The organism is Paraburkholderia caffeinitolerans (assembly GCF_902859945.1).
Taxonomy (GTDB): Bacteria; Pseudomonadota; Gammaproteobacteria; order Burkholderiales; family Burkholderiaceae; genus Paraburkholderia; species Paraburkholderia caffeinitolerans.
This window is the reverse complement of record NZ_CADIKL010000016.1, coordinates 100,724-118,923: the sequence shown is the minus strand read 5'-3', so window position 1 is coordinate 118,923 and position 18,200 is coordinate 100,724. Positions and strand designations below refer to the sequence as shown.

General features: G+C 64.8%; 15 protein-coding genes. 7 read left to right on the top strand and 8 right to left on the bottom strand.

All coding sequences use genetic code 11. The annotated features are described in order from the left end of the window. The first annotated feature begins 35 nt into the window (after positions 1–35). Positions 36–383, top strand: a complete 348-nt coding sequence (locus HV773_RS17710; RefSeq protein WP_175195996.1) for a cupin domain-containing protein — start codon at positions 36–38, stop codon at positions 381–383. A gap of 36 nt (positions 384–419) precedes the next feature. Next, positions 420–2,051 (top strand): sensor domain-containing diguanylate cyclase, encoded by a 1,632-nt coding sequence (locus HV773_RS17705; protein WP_175195995.1) that lies wholly within the window; start codon positions 420–422, stop codon positions 2,049–2,051. Here HV773_RS17705 and HV773_RS17700 read toward each other — a convergent pair. Both HV773_RS17700 and HV773_RS17695 read right to left on the bottom strand, forming a co-directional pair. Further along, positions 2,023–3,459 (bottom strand): cytochrome-c peroxidase, encoded by a 1,437-nt coding sequence (locus HV773_RS17700; RefSeq protein WP_175195994.1) that lies wholly within the window; start codon positions 3,457–3,459, stop codon positions 2,023–2,025. The two genes, HV773_RS17705 and HV773_RS17700, sit on opposite strands and share 29 nt — an antisense overlap. A 115-nt stretch (positions 3,460–3,574) precedes the next feature. After that, positions 3,575–5,248, bottom strand: coding sequence for a phospholipase C (locus HV773_RS17695; RefSeq protein WP_175196086.1), 1,674 nt, complete (start codon positions 5,246–5,248; stop codon positions 3,575–3,577). 503 nt (positions 5,249–5,751) lie between these two features. Between HV773_RS17695 and HV773_RS17690 the strand changes: the two genes are divergently transcribed. Next, positions 5,752–6,018, top strand: a complete 267-nt coding sequence (locus HV773_RS17690) for a hypothetical protein (RefSeq protein WP_175195993.1) — start codon at positions 5,752–5,754, stop codon at positions 6,016–6,018. Positions 6,019–6,134: 116 nt separating this feature from the next. On the opposite strand, the gene HV773_RS17685 is transcribed toward HV773_RS17690, so the two are convergent. Both HV773_RS17685 and HV773_RS17680 read right to left on the bottom strand, forming a co-directional pair. Further along, complete coding sequence (locus tag HV773_RS17685; RefSeq protein WP_175195992.1) at positions 6,135–6,539, bottom strand: DUF302 domain-containing protein; 405 nt, start codon at positions 6,537–6,539, stop codon at positions 6,135–6,137. A gap of 135 nt (positions 6,540–6,674) precedes the next feature. Then, positions 6,675–7,754 carry a M23 family metallopeptidase gene (locus HV773_RS17680; RefSeq protein WP_246282319.1) on the bottom strand — a complete coding sequence of 360 codons (1,080 nt, stop codon included), beginning with the start codon at positions 7,752–7,754 and terminating at the stop codon, positions 6,675–6,677. A gap of 369 nt (positions 7,755–8,123) precedes the next feature. On the opposite strand from HV773_RS17680, the gene HV773_RS17675 reads away from it, so the two are divergent. Continuing rightward, positions 8,124–9,725, top strand: coding sequence for an APC family permease (locus HV773_RS17675; protein ID WP_175195991.1), 1,602 nt, complete (start codon positions 8,124–8,126; stop codon positions 9,723–9,725). 170 nt (positions 9,726–9,895) lie between these two features. Further along, a complete protein-coding gene (locus tag HV773_RS17670; protein ID WP_175195990.1) occupies positions 9,896–10,828 on the top strand; it encodes a hypothetical protein in 933 nt (310 codons plus the stop codon). A gap of 78 nt (positions 10,829–10,906) precedes the next feature. Here HV773_RS17670 and HV773_RS17665 read toward each other — a convergent pair whose 3' ends face one another. Then, a complete protein-coding gene (locus HV773_RS17665; RefSeq protein WP_175195988.1) occupies positions 10,907–11,707 on the bottom strand; it encodes a hypothetical protein in 801 nt (266 codons plus the stop codon). A gap of 228 nt (positions 11,708–11,935) precedes the next feature. Here HV773_RS17665 and HV773_RS17660 point away from each other — a divergent pair, with 228 nt between their 5' ends. Then, positions 11,936–12,553 carry a LysE family translocator gene (locus HV773_RS17660; RefSeq protein ID WP_175195986.1) on the top strand — a complete coding sequence of 206 codons (618 nt, stop codon included), beginning with the start codon at positions 11,936–11,938 and terminating at the stop codon, positions 12,551–12,553. 40 nt (positions 12,554–12,593) lie between these two features. On the opposite strand, the gene HV773_RS17655 is transcribed toward HV773_RS17660, so the two are convergent. From HV773_RS17655 to HV773_RS17645, 3 genes are read right to left on the bottom strand one after another with little or no spacing between them, the layout of a single operon-like run. Continuing rightward, positions 12,594–13,739, bottom strand: a complete 1,146-nt coding sequence (locus HV773_RS17655) for a branched-chain amino acid ABC transporter substrate-binding protein (protein WP_175195984.1) — start codon at positions 13,737–13,739, stop codon at positions 12,594–12,596. Between the two features lie 60 nt (positions 13,740–13,799). Continuing rightward, on the bottom strand, positions 13,800–15,032 hold the full coding sequence (locus HV773_RS17650) for an NAD(P)/FAD-dependent oxidoreductase (protein WP_175195982.1): 1,233 nt from the start codon (positions 15,030–15,032) through the stop codon (positions 13,800–13,802). Between the two features lie 2 nt (positions 15,033–15,034). Continuing rightward, positions 15,035–16,387: an amino acid permease gene (locus HV773_RS17645; protein WP_246282325.1), complete on the bottom strand. Its 1,353-nt coding sequence runs from the start codon at positions 16,385–16,387 to the stop codon at positions 15,035–15,037. A gap of 366 nt (positions 16,388–16,753) precedes the next feature. On the opposite strand from HV773_RS17645, the gene HV773_RS17640 reads away from it, so the two are divergent. Beyond that, positions 16,754–18,181 (top strand): aminotransferase-like domain-containing protein, encoded by a 1,428-nt coding sequence (locus HV773_RS17640; protein WP_175195978.1) that lies wholly within the window; start codon positions 16,754–16,756, stop codon positions 18,179–18,181. Positions 18,182–18,200: the final 19 nt, after the last annotated feature.

The window sequence follows — 18,200 nt, the reverse complement described above, 5'->3', positions numbered from 1 at the left end:
CCCGCGCTTCCCCCACATTCTTGCGTAGAGACATCATGGCCATTGCTCACGCCAAGCCCGGCGAAGTCTTCGACGTGCATGCGCTCGGCGGCGCGCTCAAGGACGCGAAATCGACCACGCTGATCCGCGCCGCACAGCTCGAGGTGATCCGTCTCGTTCTGCCGGCGGGCAAGCGCTTGCCCGAACACAGCGTGCCCGGCGAGATCACGGTGCTGTGCGTCGAAGGCGTGGTCCGCTTTTTCGTGCGTGACGAGCCGCGCACGATGCAGGCGGGTCAGATGCTGCTGCTCGGCGCGGGCGAGCCGCATGCGCTCGAAGCGCTTGACGACGCCTCGGTCATCGTCACGATTCATCTCGCTCATCCCGCAAGCGACGGCAAATAGGCAAGCATCCGCCCACTCCCCATGGCGTCCAGGCCATTGCATCTCCGTTTCATAAGCGCCGTGCGCAACGTCTGCGCGGCGCCGTTCCGCTGGGTCGTGCACCATCCATTCGTGCCGGGATGCGCGGGCACGCTCGTGGGCCTCGCCATCGTCGCGCTTGCGTTCACGGGCTTCGCGCAGCAGCGCGAGCAGGCGCTTACGCACGCGCGGCAAACCTCGGACATGCTCGTTTCGCTGGTGTCCACGCACCTCGAAAACAGTTTCGGCGTCTACGACCTGATGCTGACCGAGGCGCTCGATTCGATTCGCGATCCGCGTGCGGCCGCACTGCCGCGCGATCTGCGCCGACAACTCATGTTCAGCCGGGTGGCGGGCGCGGCCTATCTCGACGGTGCGCTCTATATCGACGCCCACGGCAAGATCGTCGAATCGCAGGACGGCCGCGACTATCCGAACGTGAATCTCGCCGACCGCGACTATTTCCGCGCCCAGGAACGCAGTCACTCGATGGGCATGTACATCTCCGACCCGTTCCGCTCACGCGTGAACGCAGGCCAATACGCGATCGGCCTCTCGCGCCGCGTGAGCACCTACGATGGCGGGTTCGGCGGCGTGGTGCTGCTCACGCTGCGGCTCGCCTATTTCCAGCAGTTGTTCGACCTCATCGATGTCGGCAAGCACAGCGCCATCTTCATCATGCTCGACGACGGCACGCTGCTCGCCCGCAAGCCGTTCTCCGAATACGACGTGGGCACGAATCTCGCCTCGCAGCGGCAAATCGCGCCGATGCTCAAATCGAGCACGGGCACCATCGTCGCGCGCGACGACGAGGACGGCACGATGCGCATCCATACCTGGCGGCGCGTGCCGCACACCTCGCTGATCGTGGCGGTCGCGCCCTCCGTCGACGACGCGCTCGCGTCCTGGCGCGAGCGCGTCGCAATCTACGAGCCGATGTCGCTCGTATTCGGTGCGGTGGTCGCGCTGTCCTCGTGGCTGCTCGCGTTCGGGCTGCGCGCACGCCTGCGCGCCGAATCGGAGCTCGAACGGCTATCGGTCACGGACGCGCTCACGGGCCTCGCGAACCGCCGCGCACTCGATCTGCAGTTCGTGAACGAATGGAACCGCGCGCGCCGCGCGGGCGAGCCGCTCTCGGTGCTGTTCATCGACATCGACCGCTTCAAGCTCTTCAACGACTTCTATGGGCATGCGGTGGGCGACGAGGTGCTCGCCGCCGTGGCGCATGCGATCCAGGCTAGCATGCATCGCAAGACGGACATGGTGGCGCGCTACGGCGGAGAGGAATTCGCGGTGGTGCTATCGAACACGCCGCCCGACGGCGCGCTGAATATCGCGGAGCAAATCCGGGCGAACGTGCAGCGTCTCGGCATCGCGCATGGGCACAGTGAACACGGCTCGGTCACGGTGAGCGTGGGCTGCGCGACCTGCACGCCGCGCGAAAGCACGGGCGCGCATGCACTGCTGCGCGCCGCCGACGAAGAGCTTTACGCGGCGAAACAGGCCGGCCGCAATCAGGTCAAGGCAACGGCATTCGACGGACCGCCGCCCGATCCGCGCAACGCGCTGGCCAACGGCGGCGCACCGAAGGAATCGCCGGGGCCGGCCGCAACCGGTTCGGCTATTTCGACGGCGCCGGATCGTCGTTGAGCGTCTTCAGGAACGCGACGATGTCGCGAATCTCTTCGTCGCTCATCGCGGGTTTGTCGCCGAACTTGCGGTCGAACGGCGCGTCGGTCACATCCACATTGTTCTGGTATTGCGGCGGGATATCGTCGTATTTGTCGATCTTGCCCTTCGCATCGCGCGGATAGAACTTGCCCGGGTCAGTGTTGCGCTCGTTGTAGAACGCCATCACGTGGTCGAGGTCGTGATAGATGCCGTTATGGAAGAACACCGTGCGCGTGGCCGCGTTGCGCAGCGTGGGTGTGAGGAACATCCCGCAGTACTGCGTCTGGTCGCGCATATCCGCACGGAACGGCCCGCACACGCCCAGATCGTAAAAGCGCGGATCGCGATTCTGCGCCAGCTTGCGGTTACGCGGCACCCCAAGCGCCTCGTACTGGTAATCGGTGAACATCGGCGGCAGGCCATCCTTGCCCGGCCTGGAAAGGTGGCAGCCCGCGCAGTTCGCACGGTCCGGATCGTTGAAGAGGCGCAGGCCGCGCAGTTCGGCGCGGGTGAGACGCGCGCGCCCTTCGAGCCAGCGGTCGTACTTGCTGTTGTACGGATGGAACGACGGATCCTCCACCTGGTAGCGCGAGATCGCGAACATCGCTTCGGAAACCAGCAGCTTTCGGTCGCTAAAAATTCGTGGTCCGAATAATTCCGTGAAGCGCTTCGCGTACGACGCGTGCTCCAGCTTCGCGGCCACCTGGTCGACGCTCGTGTTCGCCATCTCCACCGGGTTGAGCAGCGGGCCATAGGCCTGCTGTTGTAGCGTATCGGCGCGGCCGTCCCAGAACAGGCCGCCTTGCGGGACCATCTCCGTGGAGGTCGACGGACCGCCCGCGGTCTTCTGCGACTTGACCACGCCCGCGGACGCCGTGGCCTGCTGGGCGGCCGTGGGTGCGTCGTCGTTTTCGCCGGCATCGGGGCCGATGCTGAAATTCGGCTGGCGATACAGATACATGAGCGACGGCGGCGGACGATAGCCCTGCTGCGTCATCGCGAGTCCGCCCTGCTGCACGTCGAGCCCGTTGGACGGGCCATAAGCGTGCTCGGGGCTGTGGCACGACGCACAAGACTGTTTGCCCGAAGCCGACAGCGCCGGGTCGAAAAAGAGCTGCTTGCCGAGCTGGGCCATGGCAGAAAGCGGCGCCACGGGCGGGCGCTGCAATGCCACCGGATGCGGATTGGCGCCGGTAAGGTTCTCGACGATGACGCCTACGGGCGCGGGCACACTGGCGGGAAAGGCCACGGCGTAAGCACCGAAGCCGAGCACAGCAACCGCTAGAGCGGCGGCTGGGCCCGCTAGCGTGCGCCCATAGCGTGCAGGCTTCGCCTTGACGCGGGTTGATGACGATGAGGAAGAAGCAGACGACGAAAACTCGGACATATTGCGTTGTTCCTTGCGGAACCAGAAAACCGAAAAGCCGTGGACGAAACGCGAGGATGCGCCACACGGCGCAAGGGCGCGCTGCGCGCGCGCCCTTGCGGACCTCAAGCGCCGGTCACATCGCCGGCGCGGCGCTCAACTGCGTGCCTTGCGTGCCGTCGAGATACAGGACCGGCAGATTGCCCTTGCCCGCGAAATCGAACATGCCGCGCATATCGCCCGCCACGGCATCGAACGAGCCGCCGCCAAGACGCGCGCTGCCGAGCCAGTTGTCTTCGATGAAGCGCACCACCGAGGACTGGTCGATGAAGGTGTGATCCACGTAGTTCGCCTTCGCCCACGGCGAGATCACCATGAACGGAATACGCGTGCCCGGACCGCAGCGGCCATTGACCGGCGCACCCGCGACGCCCGTGGGCTGGGTGCCGCTGCCGCACACGCCATTGCCGTTGAGCTGGTCGGCCGAGGCCATCGACGAATGCACCGGCGCCATGTATTGATGGTCGTACCAGCCGTCCGAGTCGTCATAGGTCACGACCACGGCGGTGTTCTGCCAGTCGGGCTGCTGCATCAGGAAGTTCACGACCTTCGTGACGAATTGCTGCTCGTCGAGCGGGTCCGAGTAGCCCGCGTGCGCGTCCTGCGCCGCCGGCGCCTTCAGGAAGCTCACCGACGGGTAGTTGCCGGCCTTCACCGCGGCGAAGAAGTCGTCGGTGTCGTACTGATGGTTCGCGGGCTCGGCGGTCTTGCCATCCGTCTCCAGGCTTGAGCCAATCGCGGCCGTCGAGCTCGGGCGCGTGTGCTGCGGGTTCGCGGTCGACTTGAAGTACTGGAACCAGTTGTGGTGCGGAATATAGTCGGCCGTGGCGGCGTTCACAGCGGTCGCGACCGTGCTGCGCTTGCAGCCCGTGGTGCCGTTCGGGTTGGCCGTCTGCAGGTTGAAGCCGCCCATGAAGCCGCCCCAGCTGATCTTTTGCGTGTTCAGCAGGTCGCCGATGTTCTTCGCGTTGATCATGCCCGTGTCGGTGGTGCTCGAGCACACGTCGTAGCCTGGATCGACGTCGTTGATCATCGTGAGGCCGCCCGCGCCGTCATTAATGTAGTACGACGAAGTAGTGGCCGTGGCCGGCTGCTTCGACGAGACCACGAGCTGCAGGCCGTTGGTCTGGCCCGCCACTACTTCGAGCGCGCCCGGCGTGGACGGACCATAGGTCGTAGTCCATGCGTTGTCGCTCATCGCGAACTTCTGTGCGTAGTTCCACAGCGCCGTGACCGTGTTGCCGTCGAAGTAGCCCATCACCTGGCCCTTCGTGCCGAACGCGCCCGCGCCGCCGCTCGTGGCGTGACCGGTGTACTTCGGGAACAGGTCGAGTGCGCCGTTGTTGCCGGCTTGCTGCTCGGCCGTGTAGGCGTGGTTCTGGTCGGCGGTGGCCGCCTGGGTGCGGTCGAGGCGGAACGGATTCGCGGCGTCCGCGCCGTTGGCGGTGTTCGTGAAGTTGGGGTTCGCCGTGAGCAGCGCGCCCGTGAGGCCATTGACGACCGGCGTGCCTGCGGCAGCCGTGAAGGCCGGCTCGCCCGCAGGGTTCGTGGCGCCCGGATAGGTCGCGAAATAATGGTCGAACGAAACGTTCTCGCCGTAGATCACCACGAGGTGCTTGATCGGCGTGGCGGTCGCGAGCGCGTCCTGAGCGGAGACGGCCGGGGGGTTCGACGAATTGCTGCTGCCGCAGGCGAACAAGGTGGCGGCAAGTCCGGCGCACGGCACGGCGAGTAAGGCCCGGCGGTACATGCGATCCATGTTGTGGGGCTCCATCGATTCTTAGAGTGGGTTTGGAATGCTGTCGACGCGTCCATTAGCGTGTGCGCTTGCTGCCGCGCCATTCGAGTCACGCGCCGGATAGCTGGGCGTGCGCATTACACCACCTCAACATGACCCCAAAACGACCATCTCATTTCCTTAAGCTTTCGCTTCATTTCAGCGCCGAAAGCCACCCCGTTGCCGTTGCACTCTCTCGCGCGCGACCTATAACAGGAAGTGCAGCGCGGACGTTCTCTGCGCGCCCGCCACCTCCTCCTTGTTGCGCCGCGCCACGCTGCGCCGCCTCCCGAGTCCGCGGAGGCTTGCCTGCCGTGTAAGGCAGTCGGGACCTGCTCTCGTCGATGACAGGTTCGATAACACGTTCGGCAGCCCGGCCCCAGCGCCGGCATCCCGGCTTGCGCTCGAGCGCGCATGGCGCAGCGCCATGCGCGCGCCGGGCCGTCCTGGCCCCGCGTTCAGGAAGGAGTGTGAATATGAAGATCCGTTTGGCGTTGATCACCGCCTGCTTGACGGCCCTTGCGGCCCTCGCGGCTGGCGCGCCTGCTACGGCTCAGACGAACGACGAGCCCGTCTCGCAGCAGCGCGCGCATCAAATGATGACCCGTGACGCGGATGCGTCGGCTCAGGCCGCCACCGATATGTCGTACGGCGGCACGGCCGACACGCACAGCGCCGCCGGCCATCGCACCGGCAAGATGTGCTGGCCTCGTTCGGAGTGCGATATATTTACGGGCCATTGAGCCGCGCTGATGCGCGGCCGGCGCACGCGCCTCCCGGCGGCTGCGCCATCGAATATCGACTCGCGATACCGCTGTTGGGGCGCCGGCTTTTCAGGCCCGCGCCCGAACGGCGCGCCTCACTGCACCGTGGCCCGCAGCAGTTCCGCCACGCGCTGCAACGGCACGAGCAAATCGGGCGCGATGCCGTAGAGCGGCCCGAGTGTTTGCGCGACGTCGCGATAGTCGACCTGCACGCGCCCTTCCTCGTCCTCCCATACCACGAGCCGCAGCGGCAATTCGAGCGCCGCGTGCGGATTGGCCGCCATGACCGGCGTGCCCGCCTTCGGGTTGCCGAACATGAGGAGCCGCGTGCGCCGCAACTCGAGACCCGCGAGCGCCGCGGCGTCGCGCTGATCGACATCGGCGAACACCACGGCGCCCGCGCGCTCGAGCACCGCCTTCAGCCGCGCGATCGTGGTGTCGAAATCGTGCGTGCTCGTGTAGGTCAGAACAGATGGGGGATGCTGCGGGTGTTCGGTCATGGAAAGGCTCCGGGGGACGAAACCGCCTGTTAGCCTGGACTCGGCTTGAACTCAGCTTGAATTCGCACTGTAGCCCATAAAATGCCCGCCCCGAGCCCAACATGGACGCGGCCCGCAAGGGCCGCGCCGGGGCGCTCACAGCATCGGCGTGAGCTGCTGGACCTGCTGCGCGAAGTGCGCCATGTCTTCGCCGTTCAAGGCCGTGCGAGTCGGCAGATCGACCGTGAGCGGGTCTTGCGGCACGTTATCGACGTGGACCTCGTAGTGCAGATGCGGCCCGGTCGCCCAGCCCGTCCGGCCCACGTACCCGATCACCTGGCCCTGGCGAATCTCGCTGCCCACGCGCAGCGCTTTCGCAAAGCGCGAGAGATGCGCGAAGGTCGTCGAAAAGTCGCCGAAATTCTTGATCTGGATAACGCGGCCATAGCCGGTCTGCCAGCCCACGAACGTCACTGTGCCCTGCGCGGTCGCGTGCACGGGCGTGCCCACGGGCGCGGCGAAATCGACGCCTTCGTGCGGCGCCCAGCGGTGCGTAATAGGGTCGAGCCGCTCCGGCGCAAAGTCCGACGAGATACGCGTGTACTCGACGGGATAGCGCAGGAAGGTCGGCGACGCCGGCTGGCCATCGGCGCTGTAGTAGAACGCCTTGCCATCGAGCTTGCGGTAGAGGAACACATCGTGCGCGTCGTGGCCCGTGGAAATGCGTACCGCAACGGGCGGCTCGTCCTGCGCGGCAGCGTCGGCCGCCACGCCCGGGATCGCGGGGCTGGAGGCCGGTGCGGTTCCGGCGGCCGGCGTTCCGGTGAATATGCGAGCGGCGTTCGCCACGCCGTTGCGGAACACAAGGCGCATCTCGCTGCCCGGCTTCAGATCGTGCTCGACATCGAGCTGCCCCGAGAGCGCGCGTGCGAGCCGCGCGGCCGTGGCGGCGCCGACGCCCAACTGGTCCGCGGTCGCCGCAAAATTCTGCGTGACCTCGGCGGACGCGACACGGAAAGCAGGAACCGGCGGGCCAACGAAAACCGGCGCGGCGGCGAGCGGGGCCGGATCGCGCGCATCGCGATCGGGGATTTCGTCGGAAGCGTGCAACGACATCTCGGCGTCCGGCCGGGGCATCTGATGCGACAGCCACGCCGTGCACGCGGTGCTGAGCGCGGCAATGAGAATCGCTTTGCCCGCGACTCCCTGCGGCGTCGTCGATACGAATTTGGACATCTACGGAAACAAACTGGGTACAGATGGCTGGCGGAAAGCCGCGCGCAGCACGCCGCTTTCTCAACGACACCAACGCCATTGCGGCACTGATGGGCGGAATGGGCGAGCGTATGACAGATTTCTTAAGCGAATCTTAAAAATGGTAAATGACGTTAATTCCCTATTTTTACCGGATCGTTCAAAGCAGTTCGGTAGTAATTACGCGCCGTAGCCGACGCCTGCCTTTGCAGCGGCAATGAACCAGGTCTATATTTAAAAGTACGGGGTGGCCTTTCCATTTTGACGGGGTAACACACCTGAAGGAGAGCGCAGCTCAGGGCATTAGAACAATGCGAACGGTCAGGGGTGACTGCGAACAAGGAGGACGGCATGAGCACACCCTCAAGCCTGACCCTCGAAGGCAAACTCCGGCGCGACGCCGGAATCGTAGGGCTACTGTTTGCCAGCACGACCAGCATGATCGGCTCGGGCTGGCTGTTCGGCGCCTATCACGCCTCGCGCATCGCGGGGCCGTACAGCATTGGCAGCTGGGTACTGGGCGCCATCATCATCATGTTGATTGCGCTGTGCTTCGCCGAGCTGGCCGCGCTCTTTCCACGCAGCGGCGCGCTGGTCCACATGAGCCACGCCAGCCACGGCGAAGGGCTCGGCCGCATCTGGTGCTGGCTGCTCTTTCTCGCCTATGTGCCGGTGCCGGCAGTCGAAGCGGAGGCGATCGTCACCTACGCGAACAACTATCTGCCGTGGTTCCTGCGCCCAGGCAGCTCCGGGCTGCTGACGCTGCCCGGGTTCGTCGCCTGTGCCGTGCTGCTCGGCGTCATGGCGCTGCTGAATCTGATGGTGGTGCGCTGGTTGCTCAACGTGAACTCCACCATCACATGGTGGAAGATCCTCGTGCCGCTCGCCACCATCGCCGGGCTGATCGCGGCGAGCACCCATTGGGACGTCCTGCAGGCGGCGCCCGGCACGTACAAGCTTTCCGGCATGTTCACGGCGCTGCCGGCCGCCGGCATCGTCTTCAGCTATCTCGGCTTCCGCACGGCCATCGACCTCGGCGGCGAGACCGCCAATCCGCACCGCGACATTCCTCTTGCCGTGATAGGCGCCGTGGTGCTGGCCGCGATCATCTACATCCTGCTTCAGGTCGCGTTCATCATGGCGCTCGCGCCCGGCGACCTCGCGCACGGCTGGGCGAATCTGAGCTTCAAGGGCGAAATGGGGCCGTTCGCCGGACTCGCGGCCACGCTCGGGCTCGGCTGGATGGCGACGCTGCTCTATATCGACGCCTATGTCTCGCCTGGCGGCACCGGCCTCATGTACATGACGGGCGGCTCGCGCATCTTGTTCGCCAGCGGTGAAATGCAGGCCGGCCCGCGCGCGCTCACGCGCCTGAACGGCAACAAGATTCCGTGGTTCGGCGTGCTCGTGATGTGGGTCGTGGGCGTGCTGTTCCTGCTGCCCTTCCCCGCGTGGCAGCAGATGGTCAATTACATCACGTCCGTTACCGTGCTGACCTATGGGCTCGGCCCCGTCGCACTCATGGTGCTGCGGCGCAATCTGCCGGATCTCCAGCGGCCGTTCCGCATGAGCGGCGCTGGGATCGTCGCCCCGCTCGCCTTTATTTGCAGCAACCTCATCATCTACTGGACGGGCTTCAAGACCAATAACTTCCTGTTTTCGCTGGTGGCGATCGGCTTCGTGCTTTACGCGCTGCACTATCACTTCATCGCGCGGCGCAACGTGCATGACTTCGGCTGGCGCCACATCGCCTGGCTGCTGCCGTGGTTCGGCGGCCTGTGGGCGCTGTCGTGGCTCGGCGGGATCGGCGGCGGGCGCGGGGTGATCGGCTTCGGCTGGGACATTTTGATCGTCACGCTGTGGAGCATCGTGGTGCTCGTGCTCGCGCTGCGCAGTTCGCTCGATGCGAGCGAGACTTCGCGGATGATGGCCAACATGAACAAAACCAGTTAGGGATGCTTGACAGATGATCCGCGTGGCGGCCAACGATGCCGCGTGCCGCCACCCGGACGCACGAGATCGAGCGCCGTTGAGCGTGCCGGGTTGATCGCATGGCGCGAGCGCTCGATCCGGCCGCCCCGCCTTCGCTGCGCCGGAACCCCGGTCAAGGTAGGATGAGGGCCATGAACAAGCATGCCCAATTTCCAGCGGACAACCGGCGGACGCGACCGTGGCGAATAGTCGTGATGACGGTGGTGTTCTGCTTCATGTGCCAGAGCGCCTTCGCCCAGGCGGACGGACGGGCCGCGAGCCTGCGCGGCAAATATCAGAGTCTGACGCAACAACTCGCACACAACCCGTTCCAGCGGCCGTTGTACCTCGAATCCAAAGAGTTGCCGTCAGCACTCAACGGCGAGATTTACGGCGTGGTCGATTACCCTTTCGCGACGGTCGACGGTACGCTCAACGACCCGGCTCAAGGCCCCGCCAACTGGTGCGACGTATTGATCCTGCACTTGAACACCAAGTACTGCCACGCTTCGACCGGCGCCGGCAGTACGGTTCTCGCCGTGAATATCGGCAAGAAAACCGAGGAATCGCTTGCCTCGTCCTACCGGGTGCAATTCGACTACCGCCCAGCAGTAAGCATGCCTGATTATTTTCGCGTGGAACTCACCGCCGCCGCGGGGCCATTTGGCACGAAAGACTACCGGATCGTGCTCGAGGCGATACCCGTGGACAATCGCCGTACCTTTATCCATCTGACCTACGCCTACGGTTACGGCACGGCAGGACGGCTCGCGATGAAAACCTATCTGGCGACAATCGGGAGCGACAAGGTTGGCTTCTCCTCCACCAGCGATCCATCGACGAACGAGCCTCGATACATCGGGGGTATGCGCGGTCTGGTGGAGCGCAACACCATGCGCTATTACCTCGCCATCGAGGCTTATCTTGGCGCGCTCTCCAGTCCCGCCAATGCCCGGCTCGACAAACGGCTCGCTGACTGGTTCGATGCGACGGAGCAATATCCGCGGCAATTGCATGAAGTCAGCCGCGCCGACTACATGCAAATGAAGCACGACGAGTACCAGCGTCAGCAAACCGCTCAGTAGTCCGCCAGTCGATCCGCCCGACGGACGGCGTCATGGGCCCATGCCGGTTCCCCTTCGCGAGCCAGACGCCGGCGAGGCTCAGACAAATTGCGCCGACCCCAGCATCCGGTAGTTGGGGTTCGTGCTGGTAGTCGGGTTTCGGTGACCATGTCCGAACCAGCCTTTGGGAGCGTAGACGGGGCGGTCATATTCGCAGCCGCCGTAGGTCGCCCAGAAAAACTCCCAGTTTGCCCCGTTCACGTGGCCGAACACGATCGTGCCGCCGGTGAACTCCACGTTCGTGCGCGCCTGTCCGATCTTGCGGTTCACTTCGGCCCGGGCGCCCGCATTGTAGGCTGGCTTGTCCACGTTGCCCGCCTGTATCAAGTTCAGGTTGTACGGGGCCGCCATGAGGTTGGCCTGCGCAAGGTTGTATAGCCGGGCCAACTCGTTGGTGCAGGCTGGCAGTTGCAGCGCCGGCTGCTGGCCGCTAAGGCGTCCGCCCGGCGCGTTGGCCTGGCTGTTGGCGTGGTAGACGACGACGGATCCGGGCACGCCTTGCACGCGGTCGACATAGACCATGCAGCCAGAAAGATTCGTGGTCAGGAACGACTGCTGCACGCCGGCCCCACCCGGCGCCGGCAGCACGATGGACGTGATCTCGTCGGTCGAGAAAGGAAGGAAGTAAGTGTCGCCACCGGGATTCGCCTGCGGGTCCAGACTCGTGACGCCGGCGATGCCGACGCCATGATTCATCACTGGATTCAGAGCGACGAGACAGTTCGCCGCCGTGTAGTGGCGGTGCGAGCCCATCACCCTCGGGATGAAATTCGTGCCGTTGAAATTGCCGAGCGACACCGTGGTGGGTTGGGCGCGACAGTTCTGGACATTGATGGGCATGGCGGAGGCTCCCTCACTCGTTGTGGCGGGTACGCTGCCCGACGAAGATACCGGCAACTTCTTTCCGCAGTCAAGAATGTTCTGACGAATTGTCAGCCCCCCCCTTCCGTACCGGTTTCCGTGCAGTCATCTGTACCGGTACTGTACCGACCAGCTTGGCTAAACTGGCTGCCAGTCATTCGCCACGACCGTAAACGGTCGCCGCCCTATCCCTGGAGCCATCGCACCATGCTGCCCGAAATGCTCAGCGCCTTGCCCGCCGGCATGCTCTTCGTGGTGGTCACGACCATCACGCCCGGCCCCAACAACACGATGCTGCTCGCCTCCGGCGTCAACTTCGGCTTCAAACGCACGGTGCCGCACATTCTCGGCATTAGCGCGGGCGTTGTCGTGCTCATGCTCTCGGTGGGATTCGGCCTCGGCGAGCTTTTCCGTCACCTGCCGTGGCTCTACACGGCGCTCGAAGCCGCGAGCGTCGCCTATCTGCTGTGGCTCGCGTGGAAGATCGGCACCTCGGGCATGCTCAAGGAAAAGGGCGGCGAGCGCCGCCCCATGCGCTTTCTCGAAGCCATCGCGTTCCAGTGGATCAATCCGAAGGCGTGGATGATGGTGCTCACCGCGGCCACCACGATCCGCCTCTCGGCGGACTTCGGCATCAACACCGTCGTGATGGCCGCGCTGTTCTACGTGATCGGCCTGCCCTGCATTTGCGTGTGGGCCGCGTTCGGCACCGGCATGCGCCGCTTTCTCGGCGACCCGCGCCGCCTGCGCCTGTTCAATATCGCCATGGCGCTGGCGCTCGTCGCTTCGATGTATCCGCTGTTCGCGCATCTGCTGCAGCGCTGAGGCGGCCTGCGCCGAGACGGTGTGCCGAACACGCCCGGGTTCAGCCGTTGCCGCCCACCGTGCGCAGGCTCTTCCACTGCCCCTGCTGGACTTCGAACAGCGTATAGGGCGGCTTGATCAGATCGCCGTGCGGATCGAACGCAATATTCCCGGTCACGCCCGTCACCGTGACCTTGGGGAAGCTCGCGACGATCTTTGCGCGATCGAGCGAGTCGGCGTCCTTGATCGCCTTGATCATCGCAAGCGCGGCGTCATAGGCAAACGGCGCATACAGTTCGACATCCTGATTGAAGCGCGCCTTGTAGCGCTTCGCGAACGCCTGCGCGGAAGGCAGCTTGTCGAGCGCGGGGCCCGGCTCGAGATCTTGCGCGCCCTCGCCCGCCGGACCGGCAATCTGCAGGAAGGCGTTGCTCTTGAGCGCGCCCGCGCCGAACAGGTGCGCTTGCATGCCGAGCGAGCGCATCTGCTTGATGAGCATCGCGCCCTGCTCGTCCAGCCCGCCAAAGAAAATCATGTCGACGTTCTTCTGCTTGAGCGTCGTGAGAATCGCGCGGAAATCCACCGCCTTGTCGTTGGTGAACTCGCGGTCGACGATATTGCCGTTGGCCTCCTTCGCGCCTTTTTCGAATGCATCGGCAAGCCCCTGGCCGAACGCGGTGCGGTCGTCGATGATGCCGATGCGCTTCGCCTTGAGCTGCTCCACCGCGAAGCGCCCGGCAATCACTCCGCCGATGCCGTCATTGCCCATGGTGCGAAACACGTTCGCAAAGCCCTGCTGGGTAAGCGCCGGATTGGTCGAACCGGGCGTGATCATCGCCACGTTCGCCTTGTGATAGACCGCCGAAGCCGGAATGCTGCATCCGGAGTTGTAATGGCCGATCACGCCGACCACGCCGTCGTCCACGAGCTTTTGCGCGACCTGGATCGCGGTGCGCGGGTCGGCCTGATCGTCCTGCACGTCGAGTTCGAACTTGACTGGCTTGCCGCCGATGGTGGGGTGTTTAGCGTTTTCTTCATCTAGCGCGAGCTGCGCACCGTACTGCAAATCCTTGCCGACGCGCGCGACCGGACCGGTGAGCGGTCCCGCAAAGCCGATCTTGACGACTTCCGGATCGGCTGCGTACGACGAGGCGTGCGCACACATCAGCCCAAGGGCCATCGTGATGATCAAAGTGCGACGGTTCATGATGCTCATCCTCTTCTGAAGACTGTAGCGGTGGTTGAAGAAAATCGTTAGACAAACTGACTAAAAGCGCCGCGGACTATAGGGCGTGAGATCGAGCGGACTCTCTCGGCCCGCAACGAGGTCGGCGACCACGCTGCCGGTGACGCCGCCGAGCGTCACGCCCAAGTGCTGGTGGCCGAACGCATAGATCACGTTGGGCGTTCGACTCGATGGCCCCACGACCGGCAAGCCGTCCGGCAGGCTCGGACGAAAGCCGAGCCAGTCGCTGTCCGGTTCGGGCAAGCCCGGCAGCGCCGCCTGCGCCGACTTCGTGAGCAGCCTGAGCAGATCGGCGTTCTTGCCCGCTTCGTGGCGAGCCAGCTCGACCGTGCCCGCCGCGCGAATGCCGCCCTCCATCGGCGTCATGTAAAAGCCGCGCTCGGCCCAGCCGCACGGCCGCGAAATCAAGTCCGACGTGCCCGGGAAACGCACGTGATAGCCGCGCTCGGTGCCGAGCGGCACGGCGTCGCCGCATTGACGAGCGAAGCGCCCCGAGCGCGAGCCCGCGCAAACAATCGCGCGCTCGACGTCGTGCGCGGCCCCTGCCGTATCCATCAGCCTGACTGCACGCGCTTCGGTAGCAACCGACTCGATTTCCACCTGCCGGTATTCCATGCCGCGCTCGAGCAGCGAGGCATGCAGCATCCGCAGAAAGCCGCGCGGATCGCTCAAGAACCAGCTTCCGCCGAATAGCGTGCCGCGCTCGAAGAGCGGCGCGAGACGCGGTTCGAGCTGGCCGATCCCGTCGCGTTCCAGCGTGTCGAACTGCACGCCGAGCGAGCGGCGCAGCGCGAGCGACGGCTGAGCGGCTTCGAAAGAGGCCGTGCTCGAGTACAGATACAGACATTCGCGTTCGCGCACGAATGCGCCCAGCCCGTTTGCCGAGAGCATCTCGCGATAGCCCTCGAACGCGCGCGAGAGCATGTGCGCGAGCGCCCTCGCGCTCAATTCGTAGCGGCGCGACGTGGCGGCGAGCAAGAAGCGCGCGAGCCAGGGGGCAAGCATCGGCGTATCGCGCCAGCGAATCCGCAGCGGGCTTGTCGAGGAGAACAAAAAGCGCGGCAGATTACGGAACACGTCCGGGTTGTTGACCGGAATGCACGCATAGTTCGCAAACGTGCCTGCATTACCGTACGACGCGCCTTCCCCCGGCCCCTGCGCGTCGAACAGCGTAACGCGGTGCCCATCGCGCATGAGCCACCAGGCGCAGGAGAGTCCCACGAATCCGGCGCCGATGACAGCCACTCGAGCCATGGTTATTTCTTCCAGTTCGTTGCAGGCTCACCAAAGCCGTGCGCGTGAGCGTGGCGCATCTGTGCGCGGCGCTTGCTGCGCGCCACCATGTATGCGAGCGACACCACCGCGAGACTCGCGAGGCTCGCCATCAATTGGCTGGAGAGCGCGTGGTCGAAACCCATCGCAATCAGCACGCCCGCAATCGCGGCAGCCACAGCCCACGACAACCACGGGAACAGCCACATCTTGAGCGTGAGGCGCTCCGGCGCCTGCGCTTCCAGACGGCGGCGCAGCACGATCTGCGAGATCGCGATCGAGAGATAGACGAACAGCATCACCGCACCCGACGCATTCACGAGATAGAGAAATACACCTTGCGGCGAGACGATGGCCGCAACGATGGCCACATAACCCACCACGCTGCTCGCGAGCACCGCGAGGCGCGGCACACGGGTGGGCGAAAGCTTGAGCATCGCGCGCGGGGCATCGCCGCGCTCGGCGAGACGGAACACGATGCGCGAGGACACGTAGAGCCCGGAATTGAGCGCCGAGAGCACGGCGACCAGCACGATCGCGTTCATCATGTCGGCGGCGCCGGGGATATGCATCGTTTCGAGCGCGGCCACGAACGGCGAATAGCCGACCTTGATCTGCGCCCACGGCACGATGCAGGCAATCACGAACAGAGAACCCACATAGAAGGTGATGACGCGCAGGATGACCGAGCGCGTCATCGAGGCCACGTTGCGGCTGGGATCGTCCGACTCGGACGCCGCGATCGTCGCGATTTCCGCGCCGCCCACTGCGAAGATCACTGTGGGCACGCCCGCGAAAATCGACATGGCGCCGAACGGCATGAAGCCGCGGTCGCCGGAAAGATGCACCGCCGTCTGGTGCCACGAGCTGAAGCCGAACAGATAGCTCGCGCCCACCACGATGAAGACGATGATGGCCGCGACCTTGATCGACGCGAACCAGTACTCGAATTCACCATACGATTTGACGGACAGCAGGTTCACCGCCGTCATCACCGAAAGCAGCACGAGCCCGATCACCCAGACCGGCGCTGGAATCCAGCGCTGCAGGATGCCGGCACCCGCCACCGCTTCCACGGCAACCACGATCACCCAGAAGTACCAGTAGAGCCAGCCGTTTGTGAAGCCGGCCCAATCGCCCAGACCCAGCCGCGTGAACTCGGTGAACGAGCCCACGCCCGGATGCGCGAGCGCCATTTCACCGAGCATGCGCATCACGAACAGCACGACGATGCCCGCGAGCAGATAGCTCAGGCATGCCGCCGGCCCCATGGCGCTGATGGTCGCGCTACTGCCGACGAACAGCCCCGCGCCGATGATGCCGCCGAGCGAAATCATGGTCACGTGCCGCTTGCGCAGCGAATGGCCGAGCTGGGTGGATTGTTCGCCGGACGGCGACGTGGATTGCAGAATTGCCACGAGCATCTCCTCATGTACTACAGTGCGTGTTGCACCGCATCCGTGTCCAAACAAAAATGTGAACTCATACTCACACAATAACTTTTTGTGTGCAAATGAAATGTCTTTGTGTGGAGATCGGGAATTTCCCTGGCGCGAATCCGGCTCACCGATCAAGAATCACAAAAATCCTTTTCCACACAGACGGATATTAGATTTAAGATGCAGCAAGGTCGTCGTGGGACGAGCATCGGCAAACAGCTTGCAGTGGCAGGAGGCCGAGTTTTGTATGGAGTTATTACTTGAATGAAAGTGGACGAAAACCAGACAAAATCTGAGAGTGACATCCATACAAAAGGGCGCCAGGCCACTTATCTCGAGGTGTCGCGCAATCTGGAGGAGCAGGTCCGCAGCGGGCACTACCCGCCCGGCAGCCGGCTGCCGCCGCAACGCGATCTGGCGATCGAGCTGGGCATCAACGTATCGACCGTTTCGCGCGCCTACAAGGAGCTCCAGGCGCGCGGCCTGATCGTTGCGAGCAAGCGGCGCGGCTCGATCGTCACGGGCGGGGCGATGCCGGCCGTACCGGCGAGCGCGCAGCGCAATGCGCAAGCCCCGGGCGAAGGCACGAACGGCGTGATCGACCTGACGGTCAACCGCCCTGCGACCGGCGAATTTCTCACGCAACTCGCGCGCACCATGGCCGTCATTGCGCGCGACCCGCGTTTTGCCGAAACCCAGGAATACCAGCCGCCGCAAGGTCCCGAATGGGCGCGCGCGGCCGGCGCCAAGTGGATCGCCGCGCCCGGCTTCACGCCTTCGGCCGAGAATCTCGTGGTCACGAGCGGCGCGCAGCACGGACTCTACGCAGTCCTGAGCAGTCTGATGGGCCACGACGGCGTGATTCTCTCGGACCAGCTCACCTACTACGGTCTGAAAGCGCTTGCGCCGGCGTTCCAGTTCGAACTCGTCGGCATTCCGAGCGACGCCGACGGGCTGCTGCCCGAGCATCTGGAGGACGCGTGCAAGCGCATGCGCGTCAAGGCCATCTTCACCGTGCCGAATCTGCAGAACCCGAGCGTCGTCACGATGAGTCTCGAACGCAGGCTCGCGCTCGCGGAGATCGCGCGGCGGCATCACGTGGCCATCATCGAAGACGACGTCTACGGGCCGCTCCTGCGCAAGCGCCTGCCGACCATCGCGAGCCTGTGCCCCGAGCTGACCTTCCATATCGCGTCCACCTCGAAGATCCTGGCGCCCGGGCTGCGCATCGGCTATCTGCTGACGCCGCCGCACGGCGCCGCGCTGGCCGCCGAGGCCGTGCGCACGACAGCATGGATGCCCGCGCCGCTCTCGACGCTCATCACCACGCGCTGGATCGAGGACGGCACCGCGCAGGTCATTCTGGAGGCACAACGTGTGGAGCTTCAGGCGCGCCAGGCGCTCGCGCGAGAATTGCTGCCGCCTGAACTGCTCAATAGCGACCCCGCGTGCATGTTTGTCTGGCTGCGCGTGCCCGAGCCGTGGCGCTCCGACGATTTCGCCGCCAACGCGCAGGCGCGCGGCGTAAGCACGATGCCTGCATCGGCGTTTGCCGTCGATCGCTCGACCACCGAGCACGGCGTGCGGATCAACCTCGCCTGCGCGAGTTCGCGCGAGCAGTTGGCCCGCGCCTTGCAGATACTCGCGCGCACGTTGCGCGATCGGCCACGCGCGTTATTCGGGACGATCTAGGGTCGGGTGACCGATCTGG

Excerpts from the sequence above, each read along its gene's own strand:
- HV773_RS17655 (WP_175195984.1), bottom strand. The coding sequence starts at position 13,739 with ATGAACCGTCGCACTTTGATCATCACGATGGCCCTTGGGCTGATGTGT.
- HV773_RS17645 (WP_246282325.1), bottom strand. The coding sequence starts at position 16,387 with ATGATTTCGCTCGGCGGCATCATCGGCGCGGGGCTGTTCGTCGGCAGT.
- HV773_RS17650 (WP_175195982.1), bottom strand. The coding sequence starts at position 15,032 with ATGGCTCGAGTGGCTGTCATCGGCGCCGGATTCGTGGGACTCTCCTGC.
- HV773_RS17640 (WP_175195978.1), top strand. The coding sequence starts at position 16,754 with ATGAAAGTGGACGAAAACCAGACAAAATCTGAGAGTGACATCCATACA.
- HV773_RS17665 (WP_175195988.1), bottom strand. The coding sequence starts at position 11,707 with ATGCCCATCAATGTCCAGAACTGTCGCGCCCAACCCACCACGGTGTCG.
- HV773_RS17675 (WP_175195991.1), top strand. The coding sequence starts at position 8,124 with ATGAGCACACCCTCAAGCCTGACCCTCGAAGGCAAACTCCGGCGCGAC.
- HV773_RS17690 (WP_175195993.1), top strand. The coding sequence starts at position 5,752 with ATGAAGATCCGTTTGGCGTTGATCACCGCCTGCTTGACGGCCCTTGCG.
- HV773_RS17710 (WP_175195996.1), top strand. The coding sequence starts at position 36 with ATGGCCATTGCTCACGCCAAGCCCGGCGAAGTCTTCGACGTGCATGCG.
- HV773_RS17700 (WP_175195994.1), bottom strand. The coding sequence starts at position 3,459 with ATGTCCGAGTTTTCGTCGTCTGCTTCTTCCTCATCGTCATCAACCCGC.
- HV773_RS17670 (WP_175195990.1), top strand. The coding sequence starts at position 9,896 with ATGAACAAGCATGCCCAATTTCCAGCGGACAACCGGCGGACGCGACCG.
- HV773_RS17695 (WP_175196086.1), bottom strand. The coding sequence starts at position 5,248 with ATGTACCGCCGGGCCTTACTCGCCGTGCCGTGCGCCGGACTTGCCGCC.
- HV773_RS17685 (WP_175195992.1), bottom strand. The coding sequence starts at position 6,539 with ATGACCGAACACCCGCAGCATCCCCCATCTGTTCTGACCTACACGAGC.
- HV773_RS17680 (WP_246282319.1), bottom strand. The coding sequence starts at position 7,754 with ATGTCCAAATTCGTATCGACGACGCCGCAGGGAGTCGCGGGCAAAGCG.
- HV773_RS17660 (WP_175195986.1), top strand. The coding sequence starts at position 11,936 with ATGCTGCCCGAAATGCTCAGCGCCTTGCCCGCCGGCATGCTCTTCGTG.